This is a genomic window from Bacillus sp. RO1, from assembly GCF_012524115.1.
Classification (GTDB): Bacteria; Bacillota; Bacilli; order Bacillales; family Bacillaceae_I; genus Sutcliffiella_A.
Window position 1 is genome coordinate 120,804 of sequence record NZ_JAAZWB010000078.1, and the last position, 17,038, is coordinate 137,841.

Consider the following 17,038-nt stretch of genomic DNA (forward strand, 5'->3'; position numbering starts at 1 on the left):
TAAAAAACAATCTAATAAATTTAAATTTCTTAAATAATGGTTATTAAAGCACCCTGCTACTTCCTCATGAATAATCTTTTGTAGGGAGTAAAAAGGAGGCTATAAAAGAATGAATTTACCAGCTGTTGACCTTGGAATTATGGCAGAACACTTAAGTACCCATGAAGGGGTCATTAATAGAATGAAAATGTATGATCATTCAGTACAAAACCCCATGCTAAAGAAATTATTGGACTTGCATATTAAAACATTAAAGAACCATGCTGAAACTATGCTTGCTCTTATTGAACCTGATAGGACACAAGAAATACACTTACCTGAAATGGATACTATTGTCTGGGAAGGTGATTTTGGGGAGCTCGAGGAATATGAAAAAGATATAGCATTAGACTTAAGATCTACTGCAAAACTTATGGGCAGTGATAATTTTAATTCGGCCTTAATGATGAAAGATTACAACGTAAAAAACATCCACCTAAAAATGTCCTATCAAGATGTAACTTTGCAGGTGATGTATGATCATTTAATAAAACTTGCTCAAGGGGAATTTATCCCAATAGTAAGTAAGGATATGCAACTATTAGTTCTAAACCACTATTACCATGTTTTAAATGAAAAATGAAAAATATATGCGGATAAAACGTAGAAAGCGTTAATTCAACCTTGAATTAACGCTTCCTCGTTTATTTAATGAATTGAATAAACCTCTTTTTACCTATTTGCAATACCTCACCGTTAATTAGTACACGGTCTAATTCATCGATACTTAATTTTTCTTTGTTGAGTTGGACTCCGTTTTGCTTGACTAAGCGCATGAATTCGCTTTTGCTTTTCACTAGTCCTTTTTCCACTAATTGTGGAATGATGGCTAGGACTGTTTCGGCTCCGACTTCTATTAATAATTCTGGAATGTCATCTGGTATTTCTTTTTTCCTAAAGGCAGTTTCATAGAATGCAATCGCTCTTTTAGTTTCTTCTTCTCCGCGGTATAGGCTTGTAATGATTGTAGCTAATTTAAGTTTAACATCTCTAGGATTTACTCCTTGTTCTAGTTGTTGTATCCAGGTTTGAATATCTTGCGGGTGTTCATCCGTCGCTAGTTCAAAGTATTTGATTATGAGTTCGTCTGGTACCTCCATTACTTTTTTGAACATTACTTCAGCAGGTTCATTGACACCGATGTAGTTACCAAGGCTTTTACTCATTTTTTCTACTCCATCTAATCCTTCGAGAAGTGGCATGAAGATGGCGACTTGCTTTTCTAAGCCCCACTGTTTTTGGAGGGTGCGTCCCATAAGAATATTAAATGTTTGGTCTGTGCCACCTAGTTCAATATCAGCTTGGATTTCGACTGAATCAAATGCTTGCATTAATGGGTAGAAGAATTCATGAATTCCGATCGGCACTTGGTTGTTGTATCTTTTTTGAAAATCGTCTCGCTCTAATATTCTTGCTACGGATGTGGTGGCTGCTAGTTTGATGATTTCCTCAAAGCTCAGTTTACATAACCACTCACTATTGAAACGGACCGTCGTTTTTTCTGCATCTAACACTTTAAAGATTTGCTCACAGTATGTTTGTGCGTTGAGTTTTACCTGCTCATCACTTAAGGCTTTCCGACCCTTTGCTTTTCCTGTCGGATCCCCGATACGCCCAGTGAAATCCCCAATGATAATGACGATTTTATGGCCCAGGTCTTGCATTTGTTTCATTTTCCTTAGAACCACTGCATGCCCCAAATGGATATCAGGTGCGGAAGGATCTAGTCCCAATTTTACTGTCAGAGGTGTCTTTGATTCAAAAGATTTCTCTAATTTTGCTAGTAACTCTTCTTTGTTTACAATTTCTTGTGCACCTTTCATGATGATGGTCAATTGTTCTTCTGGTTTAAGCAACATACTAACATCTCCTTGGAATATTATTTCTAATATTGCAAGATCTATAAGAACCAAAGGAATAAAAAAATCGCCCTTTTGGATTAACCAAAAGGACGATTTATCTCGTGTTACCACCTTTAATTCATAAGCAACTCACATTGCCTACCTTTGAAAGTACAGTCATATGACGATACTCCAGCACATGATTACGGGTGCTTCACCGGTGTAGCCTACTCAGTCATTACTTTTCGGTACACAGCTCCAAGATGTATTCACAATCGTTCAACATGCACCTCTCATCAGCCGGTAACTTTCTGTCTGTTTACATGATTGCTACTCTTTCTTATCATAGCCTTTGTTCTTATACTCCGAAATGTTGAAAACAAATCTTCGTTATGCAGATATTACTAGTTATTTTATCTATTTATTTACAAATGTCAATATATTTATTTTTGCTTATAATACGTAATCCCTAAAGCAAATGCGAGCACAAGGCCTTTGACGATATCCATCGCATAATAAGGAACAGACATCATGACAAGGCCGTTTTGCAGGATTCCTATTAATACTGCTCCAATAAATGTCCCGAATGCATTCGGTTTGCCCGCTCCAAGTACGGCAAACCCTATAAATGCCGCTGCTACAGAATCCATTAAATATGGGGTTCCGGCATTTATTTCCGCTGTCATAATCCTTGAAGCCAGCACCATTCCGCCGATTGCTGCTAATAAGGCAGAAAATAAATATGCCACTACTTTGTATTTATTTACTGCAATTCCTGAAAGCTTGGCGGCTTCTGCATTTCCACCGATGATGTACATAAATCTTCCATGCTTCGTGTAGGTGAGGAAAATATGAACCACCACCACAATCGTTAACATGATGACAATAATCCATGGGACCTGCCCTAATTTCTGAAAAAACGGGCTGATGGTTCCCGTTGCAAACGTACCGTCAGGCATGACCATATTTTGCGAAATAGTAGAGCCTTTTGTATAGGTTAAAGCGATTCCCTGAATGATGAACATTGTCGCAAGAGTCATTAGCATATCAGGAATTTTCAGCTTTACAATCATAAAAGAGTTGAAAGCCCCTACTAACAATGCTGCCGCGATTGCAGAAAAGATTGCCACTGCCGTATTTTGCAAAAACCAGACGAACATGGAGATTACAATGGCATTGGATAGGGAAGCAACAGAACCTACCGATAAGTCGAAGCCATTTACTGTTAGAGAGATGGTGATGCCGATCGCGATTATCGTAACAATTGATATGGATCTTAGGATGTTGATGACATTATTGGATTGAATGAAGGTTGGGTTCGCTAGGGCAAAAACGGCAATCAATACAAAAATGGTAATGATGGTCCCGTATTTATATAAGAAGTCGAATAATTCAAAGCGGAAAGTCGGTTTTGCATTCTCTTGAAATTCTATATCAGTTTTCATTTCTTTGTCCCCCTGTTGAAAAGTATAGAAGCTCTTGCTCGTCTGTTTCTGCGGTGGAAAGCTCTTTTGTAACCTTGCCGTCGTAAAGGACATACACCCTGTTGGTCAAACCGACAATCTCTGAAAGCTCTGATGAGGCGTAAAGGATGGCCTTACCGCTTTTGGCAAGGGCGGCAATCAGTTTGAAAATGTCGCGCTTTGCTCCAACATCCACTCCTTTTGTCGGTTCATCAAAAATATAGATATCCGCATCAGAGACAAGCCATTTCCCGATAGCGATTTTTTGTTGATTTCCTCCTGAAAGTGTGTGGACGCTCGTGTCGGGTGACGGCGTTTTAATTCCTAAAGCTCTGATGGTTTCTTGTGATTTTGTTTTTTGCGCTTTTTTATCAAGAAAATGCAGAGCCTTAGTGAATGCATGGAGATTAGCGGAAATTAAATTTGTTTGTACGGATTCGTGGAGGATGAGACCTTCTTTTCTCCGCTCCTCCGGGACAAAGGCCAATCCGTTTTGAACCGCAACATGAGGGTTTTTTACCTTTACCGTTTCCCCTTTGATTCGGATGTTACCAGTAGTTTTTTGTGTATCTCCGAATAGCGCCTTGCACAGTTCCGTTTTCCCCGCTCCAACAAGGCCAGCTATTCCCACCACCTCTCCTGCTTTAACGTAGAGGCTTACATCTTTCACCACACTATGGTCGCTGAGTTCTTCTATTTCTAGAATGGTCGCACCAAAGGTTGAATCGTGTTTAGGAAACTGCTGCTCCAGTTTCTGACCGAGCATCCACTCTACAATCTTTTCTGGTGTAAGGTTAACAACCATGTCCCGTTTGACCACTTGACCATTTCTCATAATCGTTATTTCATCACAGATCTCGACGATTTCAGGAATCCGGTGGGAGATAAAAATGATCCCAACCCCTTCCTCTTTCAATCTCTTGATAACAGAAAACAATCTTTCTGTCTCTCTATTGCTAAGGGGCGCTGTTGGTTCATCCAGAATCAAAAATTTACAATCTGTTGAAATGGCTCTTGCCAGGAGGACCATTTGTTTTTCTGCCAACGTCAGCGTGTTTACGAGACGATCGGTTGAGATGTTACTATCTAATTTTTTTAAGTGAGTTTCTGCTTTTTTATGTATCTCTCTCCAACGTATCCATTGCTTTTTTCCAGCGTGCTGCACCGTCTCTTGCAACATTATATTCTCCGCTACCGTCAAAGTAGGAATCAACGCCGCATCCACTTCCTGATAAACGATTTGTATCCCTGCCTTTTGGGAGTCAGATGGTTTAGAGATGGAGAGTCCCTTGCCACCGAGTTTAATTTCCCCGCTAAAATGATCGTACGCTCCAGCAAGCACCTTCATTAACGACGATTTTCCCGCTCCATTGGCCCCAATTAAGGCATGAACACTTCCGGGTTTTGCGGTAAATGTCACCTGGTCCAAAGCTTTCACGCCAGGAAATTCTAAGGAGATGTCTTTCATTTCAAGTAATGTGTTAATCATTCTGCTCCCCCTCTCTATAAAACACACAAACACTCTCTCCTAATGAAGAGAGTGCCTTTTATTATTTTTTGTAATGCTCTATCAACGTGTTCATCCATTCTTCTAAAAAGGCATCTGACTCTCCCCAGCCTTCTACTACAGATGAAAGGTTGCCCATGTTTACCGCTTCGCTAGATTGTTGCAATTCTTCTTGAGAGATTAACGAAGCTTCCAAGTCATAAGTTTGCGGTGTTTCTTCCCCGGCAAGCTTTTTCGCAAGCAAACGAAGGTTAATAGCACCAATCAATTTCGGATCCACAGCTGCTGTGTATTTCCAAGGGCTTCCTTCAGTACTGATTTCCTGCAAGTCTGCATTCGAAACATCAATTCCGTAAATCTTGATTTCCTCTCTGCCGGCCTCTTTCAACGCACGTGCCGCTCCGACTGCAAATGCATCCCATGTAGCAAAAATAGCATCAATGCTTCCTTTTGGATGTTTGTTCAACATTGCCGCAACCGCGTTCTGTGTTTGAATGGAAGTATCTGCCGCTGCCACTCCAAAGCGTTCCACTTCGTTCAGACCAGGATTATTTTCTAACGTTTGTTTATACACATTGTTACGTCGAACCATCGGTGGGAAACCGTCCACCCAAAGATACACCACATTCGCTTCCCCATTGAAATCATTGACCAATTGATCAAGTGCCAACGTTGCCAGTTCTTCATCATCTTGAGAAGTTAACGTAACGCCTTCAATGTTGCCCAGGTCTCCGTTAGAATCAAAAGTGACCACTTCTTTGCCACTGTCTATTAGCTGTTGAACACCTTCCACTGTTGCAGCATCATCGCCATGTGAAATAATGACCCCATCATAATCTTGGTTAACCGTCTGATTAATTGCGTCATGGAATTTTGCACTGTCACCATTTGCAGTAAACACATCTACTGTAAACCCAAAGGATTCTCCTTCCTCTTTCGCCCCTGCTAAAAATTGAGCCGTATGGTCATCCCCGCCAATCTTTCGGATAACTTTAATTTTTGCACCTTCTCCGTCAGCAAACTTATCAGGTACATTCTCAATTGGTCCCGTCGGCTTACTGCTAGCTGCAGAATCGCCTCCAGCACTACATCCTGCTAATAATAAAGTTGCTGTTGTTAATGCTACAATTCCTTTTTTAAAGATGTTCTTTTTCATTTTTTTTGCTCCCCTTTTTGCTTTATTTTTCTTTTGTTAAGTTGGGATAACCCAGCTGTTGATTGGAGCATAGAGCGAAGACTCCTGAGGGAGATAGCGCTAGGTGGATACCCCTCAAGCGTTGCGAGGAGGCTCCAGCGACTCCCCTAGGAAAGCGAAGCTCAGTGCGGAAATCAATCGCGGTGTTTATTCGAACCCAAAATAAAAAACCTCTCCAAGAAAGAGAGGTTTGAGCGCTAATTGAAAACAAAAAGACTTGTCCCTCTCTTATCTTTCAAAACATCACTGTTTTGCAGGATTTAGCACCAATTCCAAACGGAACGGTTGCTGGGCGTCATAGGGCCAGTCCCTCTGCCACTCTTGATAAGAGATCGAAATATTTAGTTTATTAAGAATTAAGTATTACTTTACCGCCTTAAAGAAGAGGTGTCAATGACTTTTTTTGAAGAATTATAAAAATTTCATGTTGAAGGTTTAAATTGTGGCCCACCTCGCCTACATAAGGTCGTTTCTCACCAAACTGACGTCTTGATAAGAGCGATGAAGACCTCGCTCCTCCCGTTCTCACCTTACTGACGTCTTCATAAGAGTGATGAGGAGCTCTCTCCTGCTTTTCTCACCTAACTGATGTCTTCATAAGAGCGATGAAGACCTCGCTCTAGCCTTTTCCACTTAACTGACATCCTCATATGGCCGATGAAGACCTCGCTCTAGCCTTTTCCACCTAACTGACGTCCTCATTATGGCGATGAAGACCTCTCTCCTGCTTTTCTCACCCTAACTGATGTCTTCATAAGAGCGATGAAGACCTTTCTCTAACCTTTTCCACCTAACTGATGTCCTCATATGGCCTATGAGGACCTCGCTCTAGCCTTTTCCACTTGACTGACGTCCTCATATGGCCTATGAAGACCTCGCACTAACCTTTTCCACCTAACTGACGTCCTCATATGGCGATGAAGACCTCTCTCATTAGATTTTATGGATAAAGAGGTCTTCATCATCGGCGCTTAGAAAATTCGTTACCTTTTCTCACCATAAAAAGAAAAGCCTCACCTAAAATGGTGAGACTTTCCCAAGCTATATCTTATTTCGAAACCACGTAAACACGAGTTTCATAAGGCTTCAATGTCAATTCAGACACACCTTTATGAGCAGCAACATCATAGTTTTGAAGACGAAGGTCAGCAGAAGCAACCTCAAGTTCTTCAAGCTCTATTGTGACTTCTTCTTCACTCAAGTTACATAATACAACAGCTATTTTGTTATCAAGCGTTCTTGTGTAACCGTAAACTTGTGTATCATCTTCAAGAATTAGGTTGTATTCACCATAGACAAATACTTCCTCTTCTTTACGGATTTTGATCATGTCTCTGTAGAAGCTTAATACGGAATTCGGGTCGTTCCATTGCTTTTCCACATTGATGGTTTTGTAGTTTTCATTCACGCCCATCCATGGAGTACCAGTGGTGAATCCTCCGTTTGGCTCGTCATTCCATTGCATTGGCGTACGGGAGTTGTCACGGCCTTTAGCCCAGATGATTTCCATCACCTTTTGGGCATACTCTTCCCCTTTAGCACTCTCAATATTGTAAAGGTTTTTCATGCCAACATCATCGTAGTCGTTAATGCTGTCAAACTTCACATTCGTCATACCAAGTTCTTGACCTTGGTAGATGAAAGGAGTTCCTTGCATTAGGAAATACAGTGCACCAAGGGATTTCGCACTTTCTACTAGGTATTCTTTATCATTACCCCATGTCGAAACAGAACGAGCCTGGTCATGGTTTTCAAGGAATAATGCATTCCAGCCGTTTCCTTCCAACCCTTTCTGCCATTTCGTTAATGTTTTCTTTAGTTGAAGAAGGTCTACGCCGCCTTCTGTTCCTTTTTCCCAAAGACCAAGATGTTCAAATTGAAAAATCATATTGAATTTCCCGTTTTCTTCGCCAACCCACTCATCCGCTTGGTTCAGCTTCACACCATTTGCTTCCCCGACAGTCATGATGTCATAACGCGCAAACGTTTGCTCTTTTAATTCCTCAAGGTGTTTTTGAATTCCTTCCACATTCATCATGTAGTCAAAAGATGGAACATAATCTAAACCTTTTGGATTCGGCAGGTCTGGGAATCCAGGTTCTTTTTTGATATGAGAAATAGCATCCACGCGGAATCCGTCAATCCCTTTATCCAACCACCAGTTAATCATATCGTACAATGCAAAGCGTACATCTTTATTCTCCCAGTTCAAGTCAGGCTGTTCTGTTGCAAAGATGTGCATGTAATACTGGCCAGTCTTCTCATCCAACTTCCAAGCCGGACCATTGAAAATACTCTCCCAGTTGTTCGGCTCCTTGCCGTTTTTTCCATCTTTCCAAATGTACCAATCGCGTTTTGGATTGTCCTTAGAAGATGCAGATTCAATGAACCACTCGTGTTGATCAGAAGTGTGGTTGATAACTAAATCTATGATAAGCTTCATGTCGCGGTTATGCACTTCTTCTAATAACTCATCAAAATCCGCCATGTTTCCGAAGTCTTCCATGATGTCCTGATAATCACTAATATCATACCCATTATCTACATTCGGAGACTTATACATCGGACAAATCCAAATAACATCTATACCCATATCTTTTAAATAATCTAGTTTAGAAATAACTCCTCTTAAATCACCAATACCGTCACCATTGGAATCCATGAAACTTCTTGGATATACCTGATAGGCAACTGCTTCTTTCCACCATATCTTTTTCAATCTTGATACACTCCCTTATCAACTACACTTCGCTATGATAACGGTTGCACGATTGCGTAACCGTTTGCACAAATCTACAAAAAAATATCACTTGGAATAATTCCACTACTTTACTATACCATCTTTTTCACTAATTTCAACTTAAATTCTGATTTTGTTTTATTCATGAAATGATGGTAGCTGGTAACACTAAGGTGTAGGAATATTTTAGGAGGATTTTATCATGAAATATTTATTGATTTGCCTATTGGCTGTAACTGTTGTTTTTGCACCTTTGTCTAGCTTTTCTGCAGCAACGGAACAACCAAAAGTTGCTTTTACAAGATACCATTCCTTATGGCTGTTTGATGGTACGAAGGAAGTCCCATTGCACGAAAACATTGAAGTAGGAAAATTTAATTGGTCAAATGACGGTAAATGGCTTGTTTATGAAGCTAAACAGGTGGATCTGCAAACAGAATCTGAAGAATATGACATCTGGTTATATAATTCAGAAACTATGAGTTCCAGTAAACTAAAAATTGCCGGGCATGATCCACAGTGGAATCCCGTTGACCGTACATTTGCCTTTCTGACAGGCTCTATTCTCTGTGTAGTGGAACTCACTTCCGGAACGCCTATTATTCATCAGCTTACAGGTGGTGTATCAAGTTTCACTTGGGATGCTGAAGGTGTTAACTTAATCGCCTCTGCTAGTGCGGCTTTGTTTCCTGATGGCTGGAGCCACCCGAGACTTTACGAAGTTCATTGGGGCGTAGAAAAAGAAGCTCACGAAATGGATGTAAAAGTAACACCTCTTCACACGGTTTCATCACCTCTAAAATACGAGGACACTTCTATTTTAGCAGTAGATGTAGAGGATTATTCTTGGTCTCATGACGGGAAAAACTTAGCGATGGTGGTTACCCCTACAGCTTCATGGTCAGCTGACAGCAATATGCTGAGTGTATATGTAAAAGAGAATAAGCTATTTATTCCACTTGGAGAAATGTTACTTGATCCCAACTGGATAAAGTGGGCACCGACTAAACCATTTCTTGCTTCTATTCAGGGCGGAGGTAGGATGACCAGTGGCGATGTGCAAAATAAGATACTGATGACAAGCACCATTATCCCGAATTATAAAAAAGCACATACACCACAAGGGTTTGCGGATGTAGATTTTGACTGGGTCGATGATGAGAATATTGTCGTGGCTCGCGGTAGAGAGACCAGTGAGAGCTCCGAGAAATTTGTTTCTTCTTTATATTTGGTAGGCTTGAAGGAAAAAGAGGCAGTTAAGATTTCGAAAACACCAGAAGGTTATTCTGATGGAGAGCCTGTGGTTTTGGGAGAAGGTTCATCTTTGGCTTGGATACGCGAAGATGCGGATGGCAGGAGGCATATTTGGATGAGTAAGGTTGATGGTTCTGACGGTAGGATGCTTGTGGAGAATGTGTTTGAGGTGGTTTGGTTTGGGAAGTGAAATTGGGTTTTAATCTATTTTCTTGTTTGAGTGGGGGTTGTTGGGGTTCGGGCGTAGAGACGGCTTCTCTCTTAATTTTTATGGTTTGGGATGCTGTTCGGGCGTAGAGACGGCTTCTCTGTTACCGTTTTTATGATTTGGGTTGCTGTTTGGGCGTAGAGACGGCTTCTCTCTTACCGTTTTTACGATTTTGATTGCTGTTCGGGCTTAGAGACAGCTTCTCTCTTACCGTTTTTACGATTTTGGTTGCTGTTCGGGCGTAGATACAGCCTCTCTCTTACCGTTTTTATGATTTGGGATGCTGTTCGGGCTTAGAGACAGCTTCTCTCTTACCGTTTTTATCAATATGGTTGCCGTTCGGGCGTAGATACAGCTTCTCTCTTACCGTTTTTATGATTTGGGATGCCGTTCGGGCGTAGAGACGGCTTCTCTCTTACCGTTTTCATCAATATGGTTGCTATTCGGGCGTAGAGATACCTTTTATTTCCTTCTATTGACACTTCATCCGGATTTCATTGAAGTTGGAGCTCATAGAACGCCTCTATTTTACGATTCAGCCAGGATTCACAGCCGTTCGGGTATATAGAAGTTATCTACTGGACACTTCACCCGGAACTCACAGGAGTTCGGGTTTATAGATTCCTTATATTAGAAAAATCACAACCCACAGAATGCGCACACAGCAACAAAAAAAGGAGAAGCCCCCCCATACCAACAACAAGGGACCTTCTCCTATTTTTTTAAAAAATCAAATTAAGCTCTTGAAACGTAAGAAGAATCAGTCGTATTGATAATCAATACGTCTCCTTCGTTCACGAAGAACGGTACGTTAACTGTTACACCAGTTTCCATAACTGCTGGCTTCGATCCGCCGGAAGCTGTGTCGCCCTTAATTCCTGGCTCTGTTTCAGCTACTTTTAGTTCTACTGTATTTGGAAGCTCGACTCCAAGCGTCTCGCTTTGGTACATCATGATGGCAACTTCCATGTTTTCTTTCAAGAATTTCAATTCGTATTCGATTTGAGCAGATGGAAGCTCCAACTGGTCATAGGACTCGTTGTCCATGAATACGTGCATGTCGCCGTTTGCATAAAGGTATTGCATTTTGCGGTTGTCGATCTGTGCTTTTGCTACTTTTTCGCCTGCACGGAATGTTTTTTCTTGGATAGCACCATTACGTAAGTTACGTAATTTAGAACGTACGAATGCCGCTCCTTTTCCTGGCTTAACGTGTTGGAAATCCATTACACGCCAAATCCCATTGTCTACTTCGATTGTTAAACCTGTACGAAAATCGTTTACTGAAATCATTTATTAGTTCCTCCTAAAGCTATGTAAAATAATGCCCTACACGTATTGTATCCTTGAGTGCGTTACTCTAGTCTACATCACGCAAGATACACTTTTACTAGATGAGCTTGTTATAACAACGCTGTTGATTTCCACGCAAGGCTCGCTTTCCTAGGGGCGCTGCTGGAGCCTCCTCGGCCTTCGCCTGCGGGGTCTCCGCCTAGCGCTATCCCCCTTAGGAGTCTTCGCCTTTCGTTCCAATCAACAGCTTTGATATATTCTTTAACAATGTTTACAAAATAATAAGTTCTTTTGTAGAGAAGGAAAGTGTTTCGTTACCTGTTTCTGTAACGATAGTATCGTCTTCGATACGCACTCCGCCTAATCCAGCAACATAAATACCAGGTTCTACTGTTACAATCATTCCCGGTTCTAAAACTGTGTCTGATTTTACAGATAGAGAAGGACCTTCATGCACTTCCATTCCAAGTCCATGACCTGTAGAATGTCCAAAGTACTCTCCATAACCCTTTTCCGTAATGTAATCACGTGTCAATGCATCCGCTTCACGGCCGGTGATGCCTGCCTTGATGCCTCTCATGCCTCGTAACTGTGCTTCCAATACAGTATCATAGATCGTTTTCAGCTCATCGCTTGGCTGTCCCACAGCAAGTGTTCTTGTAATATCAGAGTTGTAGCCTTTGTAGTAAGCTCCAAAATCAAGCGTTACAAACTCACCTTTTTCAATCACTTTATCTGAAGCGACGCCGTGTGGTAGGGCTGAACGGTAACCTGAAGCGACAATAATATCAAAGGATGAGGAAACAGCGCCTTGTTTTCTCATGAAGAATTCTAACTCGTTGGAAACATCCAATTCTGTTAGTCCTGGCTTGATGTATGTAAGAATATGTTCAAAAGCTGCGTCAGCAATCTGTGTAGCTTCCTTTAATATCTTAATCTCTTGTTCACTCTTAATCAAGCGTAACTTTTCAATTACGCCAGAAACAGGGACTAGATCCGCTTTAATTGTTGTTTTGTAGTTTAAATAGGTAGAAAAAGTGACATGGTCCTGTTCGAAGCCAAGTTTTGCTACTCCAAGGTCTTTGACCACATTTGCAATTTCATCTACAAGTCCGCCTTTGTGCTGGACAATGTCAAAGCCTTCACATTGCTTGGCAGCTTGTTCGGTGTAACGGAAGTCGGTGATAAATACAGCTTTGTCTGCAGTTACGATTGCCACACCTGCTGAGCCGGTGAACCCTGTGATGTATTGGCGGTTCTTTCCGCTTGTAATCAGTAATGCATCAATTCCTGAAGCTTGAAAGCTCTCTCTAAGTTTTGTTAATTTTGTCATCTTGCTATTCCCCCTTGTTCTGATGTAATAAAGCTAATAGTGCCAGTTCGTATCCGTAAAAGCCAAGGCCTACAATCTGGCCTATTGTTACTGGTGCGGTGACGGATGTGTGTCTGAATTCTTCCCGCTTATGTATGTTGGAAATGTGCACTTCCATTACCGGTACAGTTATACTTGCAATGGCATCGCGGATTGCATAGCTGTAATGGGTGAAGGCGCCAGGGTTTATGACAATCCCGTCGTAATGGCCTTCCGCATCGTGAAGCTTATCAATAAGCTCTCCTTCGTGATTGCTTTGAAAACAAGTTAGTTCACACGAATTTTTGCTTGCGAATGCTTGAAGTTGCGCTTCGAGATCCTGCAATGTTTGATTGCCATATACTGTGGGTTCCCTTAATCCCAATCTGTTTAGGTTAGGCCCGTTGAGAACAAGTAAGCGCATTCTGCGGTCTCCTTTTTATAAAATCAACACCCCTATTCAAAAAGAAAAAGAATGTCCAATTATTGAACATTCTATCACATTCCGTTATTCCCTACTACTCATTCGATGAGGATTGTGTTTGTTGTTGGGAGTGTTGTTTATCCTGATTCTGCATTTCATTGTGCTCGAATGAAATGGAATAGCCTACAAAAACCCCGAACAATATGTACAAACATACATTTGTCACGTTTGTATCTAGGGTAAGTTCCTTGACTGTTTTAATGGAAGGAAACATTGGGTTTAATAAGAAGAAAACCAGTCCCCATAGTGCAATGCCGTAAACAATCCCAATCCAGAATTGCTGAAACTTTTTTAGTATCGCGGCATAAATGAGCGCAGCGCCGATACCAAACAGCCCAAGCAGGATGATACTAATTACATACCCCAACCATCCCTTTTTCCAATCACCAATTGCCCAGGGTTGAAGCACCACATTTGGGCTGATTTCGGTAAAGCTGAATATGTAGGCAATATATCCGATAATACTCCAGAACACACCACCGACAAATCCGGTAACGATTACTTTTGTCATAAACCCCATCGGTTCTTCTCTTTGGTTTTGTTCTAATTTCTTATTATCACTCATGATTTTGCTCCCTTTCTTCTGCAGCATTACACATATCTTTCCATAAGAACGACAGAACCATACAGTACCAGGGAACTTTTTCAAACAAAGAATCTCAGGGAGTAGAGGTTTTTTGAAGATTCGGGTAGAATATTAAGTAATAGAAATTTTTTCTTCTTAGAAAAGTTAGGTTGGTGCTATTTATGTCAAATGAATCAAAACCTGTTTATGGAGGACAGGCTGTGGTTGAAGGCGTGATGTTTGGTGGAAAACGCCATTATGTTACTGCCATTCGCAGAAAAGATGACTCCATTGAATATCTGCAAGTGCCAAGAAAATCAAACCCGACATTACAGTCGCTTAAGAAAATTCCTTTTATTCGAGGAATTGTTGCAATAGTGGAAGCAGCAGGGAATGGATCCAAGCATCTGAATTTCTCCACGGAACGATATGATGTGGATCCGAGTCAAGATGAGGAAGAGATATATAATAAAAAAGAGCCATCCAAACTAGAAATGATCCTTAGCGTTGCAGCAGTCGGGGTTTTATCGTTTATTTTCGGGAAGTTCATTTTCACACTTGTTCCCGTCTTTTTGGCAGAACTAACAAAGCCCATTTTCCCAGGAGATTTTGCACAGGTATTGATTGAAACGGTCTTTAAATTAATGCTTTTATTGGCATACATATACTTCATTTCCTTTACCCCGATCATTAAAAGGGTATTTCAATATCATGGCGCAGAGCATAAAGTGATTAACGCTTATGAAAACGGGAAAGAATTAACTGTAAGCAATATCCAAGCGCAATCAAGATTGCATTATAGATGTGGCAGTAGTTTTATTCTATTTACAGTCGTTGTAGGCTTCTTTATATACCTTCTTGTACCGACAGATCCTTTATGGTTACGTGTTTTGAACCGTTTAGCTCTCATCCCCGTCGTTTTAGGTATCTCATTTGAGGTATTACAGCTTACAAACAAAGTCCGCGATATTCCTGTTTTAAAAGTTTTAGGGTATCCTGGTCTTTGGTTGCAACTGCTAACAACAAAGGAGCCAACAGATGACCAAGTAGAGGTTGCCATTCTTTCCTTTAAGAGATTATTGGAGCTAGAACAAGATTCAGAGAAAAAGATTACCGAAGAAATAGTATAAAAATCCGCAACAAGCCTTATCCTAGAAAATATACTATTAAAACAATCAGTGGTGGTAACCATCGAAAACAAGCATACTGGTTACCTGGGAGGTGGCGAAGATGAAAAGAAGCTATCGGAAACCAATTTTTTATACTCTTGTTTCTTTAGCAGCTTTTTATTTGATCATTCAATTATTTAGCAATCCAGGAGGATTATTTACAAGTCTCCTTTTAATTGTAGGGGGTGCAACCGTATTTTATTTGATTTTCCGCTATTTTATCCAAGGGAAAATCGGAGCGAAAACGGATGCCCGGTATAGTAAGGCTGTGAAGCAATCTAAAAAGAAATACGCAGCCACAGGAAGTGCAAAACCAACTATCAGCCCGATAACATCTAGCAGAGATCGTGCAAGCTCGAAGCCGTCAAAACCATCCGTACCAAAACGAAAAGCCCCGTCCCATTTGACCGTCATTGAAGGGAAAAAGGGCAAAAAGAAAAACCGAGCTTTCTTTTAAAGAAAGAAGCTCGGTTTTTTCTGTATTAGTAACACCACTTCATTAGAAATGCCTCTGCTCTTTTTCTCCCTATTTCCACCAGTCCCCTTTTCCTTTCCTCTGTTAACGCAAATTCCGTCACGGCAATATGGTCCATTGGTATAAAAATGACATCCTTCTCATGTCGACTTGAGATATGCTTGGCATCATGAGCATCCTTCATCGTCTCAAACAAAGCACCAAACATGGTGATGGCATTGTTTATTTTGTTGACTGGCCGATCCTCTTGTTTTGCACTTAATTGAATTCCGAGTACAGGGCGCACTTTTGGGATTCGATCATTATCAAATAGCCATATAGGAAAATTACTCAATACTCCACCGTCTACAAATAAATAGGTAACTCCCTTTCCCTTAAGCTTGACAGGTTCAAAAAAATACGGAATGCTGCAGCTCATCCTTACTGCTTTGGCTACAGAAAACTTCTTTGGATCCATATTGTATTTTGGAAGGTCATCAGGAAGGATGGCAATGGTCCCACTTGTAAGATCGGATGCAATAATTCTTAGATGATCCTTAGGCAGATCCCCAAATGTTCTTATCCCCTTTGCAGCAAGCTTCTTCTCTAACCACCTTTCCAACACTTCCCCCTTATACAAACCAAGTTTCCAATACAAAAGCAGCCATTTCGTAATGGGGGATGGCAACAATGTCCTTCTCTCATCCAAGAAATTCATGATATCCGTTTCATCTAGCATGTTACGGATTTCGTTTGCCGTATACCCTGCCGCTGTAAACGCGGCTACAATAGAACCCGCACTTGTCCCTGCTAAGCGCTGAAATTTTAATCCCCTTCCCTCCACAGCTTGAAGCGCTCCGATTAGCGCAAATCCTTTGATTCCGCCACCTGAAAACACACCATCTATCTTCAATGGAATCCCTCCATCACATTGAACCGGATAACTTCCTTTTACATCTTTAATAAGGAATCGGCGAAAATATACCCATTTCCTTGTCGAGAGCAAAAAAAGAGACAGACCTTACTGCCAGATGGCAAGGTCTATCTCTTTATTGGTTCTCTTCATTTTGTTTTTGGATGGTTTGCAAAGCTTCCACACGTTCTTTTTCTTCTTCAAAATATTGAACAAGATCACCAATACGATCAATGGCATTCCAGCTCAAGTGATGCTCAATACCTTCCACATCTTCATAAATATTTTCCTCATTTACACCTATCACTCTTAAAAACTGTTCGAGTAATTCATGACGATATACTAATCGCTTACCAATTTTCTTTCCTTTAGAAGTAAGAACTAGTCCGCGATATTTTTCATAGATTAAGTACTGGTCTTTATCAAGTTTTTGGACCATTTTTGTTACAGAAGAGGGATGTACCGCCAATGCTTCGGCAATGTCTGAAACCCGTGCATATCCTTTATCTTCAATCAACATGTAAATCTGCTCTATGTAATCTTCCATACTTGGGGTAGGCAT

At 40.9% G+C, this 17,038-nt stretch carries 15 protein-coding genes, 1 riboswitch and 1 other annotated feature; of the genes, 4 read left to right on the plus strand and 11 right to left on the minus strand.

Annotation, left to right across the window (positions count from 1 at the left end; all coding sequences use genetic code 11):
• Positions 1–109: 109 nt before the first annotated feature.
• A complete protein-coding gene (locus HC179_RS13210) occupies positions 110–622 on the plus strand; it encodes a hypothetical protein (protein ID WP_168864720.1) in 513 nt (170 codons plus the stop codon).
• Between the two features lie 61 nt (positions 623–683).
• On the opposite strand, the gene tyrS is transcribed toward HC179_RS13210, so the two are convergent.
• The 5 genes from tyrS to HC179_RS13235 form a co-directional block, all read right to left on the minus strand.
• Positions 684–1,898, minus strand: a complete 1,215-nt coding sequence (gene tyrS, locus HC179_RS13215; RefSeq protein ID WP_205825319.1) for a tyrosine--tRNA ligase — start codon at positions 1,896–1,898, stop codon at positions 684–686.
• 85 nt (positions 1,899–1,983) lie between these two features.
• Positions 1,984–2,236: a binding site (T-box leader), on the minus strand.
• 87 nt (positions 2,237–2,323) lie between these two features.
• Entirely contained in the window at positions 2,324–3,325 is a 1,002-nt protein-coding gene (locus HC179_RS13220; RefSeq protein WP_168864721.1) for an ABC transporter permease, read from the minus strand.
• On the minus strand, positions 3,315–4,832 hold the full coding sequence (locus tag HC179_RS13225) for a sugar ABC transporter ATP-binding protein (protein WP_168864722.1): 1,518 nt from the start codon (positions 4,830–4,832) through the stop codon (positions 3,315–3,317). The genes HC179_RS13220 and HC179_RS13225 overlap by 11 nt, the downstream gene beginning before the upstream one ends.
• A 61-nt stretch (positions 4,833–4,893) precedes the next feature.
• Positions 4,894–6,006 carry a sugar ABC transporter substrate-binding protein gene (locus HC179_RS13230; protein ID WP_168864723.1) on the minus strand — a complete coding sequence of 371 codons (1,113 nt, stop codon included), beginning with the start codon at positions 6,004–6,006 and terminating at the stop codon, positions 4,894–4,896.
• 264 nt (positions 6,007–6,270) lie between these two features.
• Positions 6,271–6,376, minus strand: a riboswitch (SAM riboswitch).
• Positions 6,377–7,093: 717 nt separating this feature from the next.
• Complete coding sequence (locus HC179_RS13235) at positions 7,094–8,764, minus strand: alpha-glucosidase (protein WP_168864724.1); 1,671 nt, start codon at positions 8,762–8,764, stop codon at positions 7,094–7,096.
• A gap of 223 nt (positions 8,765–8,987) precedes the next feature.
• Between HC179_RS13235 and HC179_RS13240 the strand changes: the two genes are divergently transcribed.
• Positions 8,988–10,229, plus strand: coding sequence for a TolB-like translocation protein (locus HC179_RS13240; RefSeq protein ID WP_168864725.1), 1,242 nt, complete (start codon positions 8,988–8,990; stop codon positions 10,227–10,229).
• Between the two features lie 753 nt (positions 10,230–10,982).
• Here the strand turns inward: HC179_RS13240 and efp are convergent.
• The 4 genes from efp to HC179_RS13260 form a co-directional block, all read right to left on the minus strand.
• Entirely contained in the window at positions 10,983–11,540 is a 558-nt protein-coding gene (efp, locus tag HC179_RS13245) for an elongation factor P (RefSeq protein WP_060664926.1), read from the minus strand.
• A gap of 271 nt (positions 11,541–11,811) precedes the next feature.
• Complete coding sequence (locus HC179_RS13250) at positions 11,812–12,873, minus strand: M24 family metallopeptidase (RefSeq protein WP_168864726.1); 1,062 nt, start codon at positions 12,871–12,873, stop codon at positions 11,812–11,814.
• Between the two features lie 4 nt (positions 12,874–12,877).
• Positions 12,878–13,315 carry a type II 3-dehydroquinate dehydratase gene (gene aroQ, locus HC179_RS13255; protein ID WP_168864727.1) on the minus strand — a complete coding sequence of 146 codons (438 nt, stop codon included), beginning with the start codon at positions 13,313–13,315 and terminating at the stop codon, positions 12,878–12,880.
• Between the two features lie 94 nt (positions 13,316–13,409).
• Entirely contained in the window at positions 13,410–13,940 is a 531-nt protein-coding gene (locus HC179_RS13260) for a YqhR family membrane protein (RefSeq protein ID WP_205825320.1), read from the minus strand.
• A gap of 182 nt (positions 13,941–14,122) precedes the next feature.
• Between HC179_RS13260 and HC179_RS13265 the strand changes: the two genes are divergently transcribed.
• Both HC179_RS13265 and HC179_RS13270 read left to right on the plus strand, forming a co-directional pair.
• Positions 14,123–15,070: a DUF1385 domain-containing protein gene (locus HC179_RS13265; protein WP_168864728.1), complete on the plus strand. Its 948-nt coding sequence runs from the start codon at positions 14,123–14,125 to the stop codon at positions 15,068–15,070.
• Positions 15,071–15,170: 100 nt separating this feature from the next.
• Entirely contained in the window at positions 15,171–15,566 is a 396-nt protein-coding gene (locus HC179_RS13270; RefSeq protein ID WP_168864729.1) for an SA1362 family protein, read from the plus strand.
• Positions 15,567–15,591: 25 nt separating this feature from the next.
• Here the strand turns inward: HC179_RS13270 and HC179_RS13275 are convergent, their stop codons facing one another.
• The gene (locus tag HC179_RS13275; RefSeq protein WP_168864730.1) at positions 15,592–16,476 is read right to left on the minus strand and encodes a patatin-like phospholipase family protein; all 885 of its coding nucleotides are present in this window, start codon (positions 16,474–16,476) and stop codon (positions 15,592–15,594) included.
• 136 nt (positions 16,477–16,612) lie between these two features.
• Positions 16,613–17,038 (minus strand): transcriptional regulator MntR, encoded by a 426-nt coding sequence (gene mntR, locus HC179_RS13280; protein ID WP_060664933.1) that lies wholly within the window; start codon positions 17,036–17,038, stop codon positions 16,613–16,615.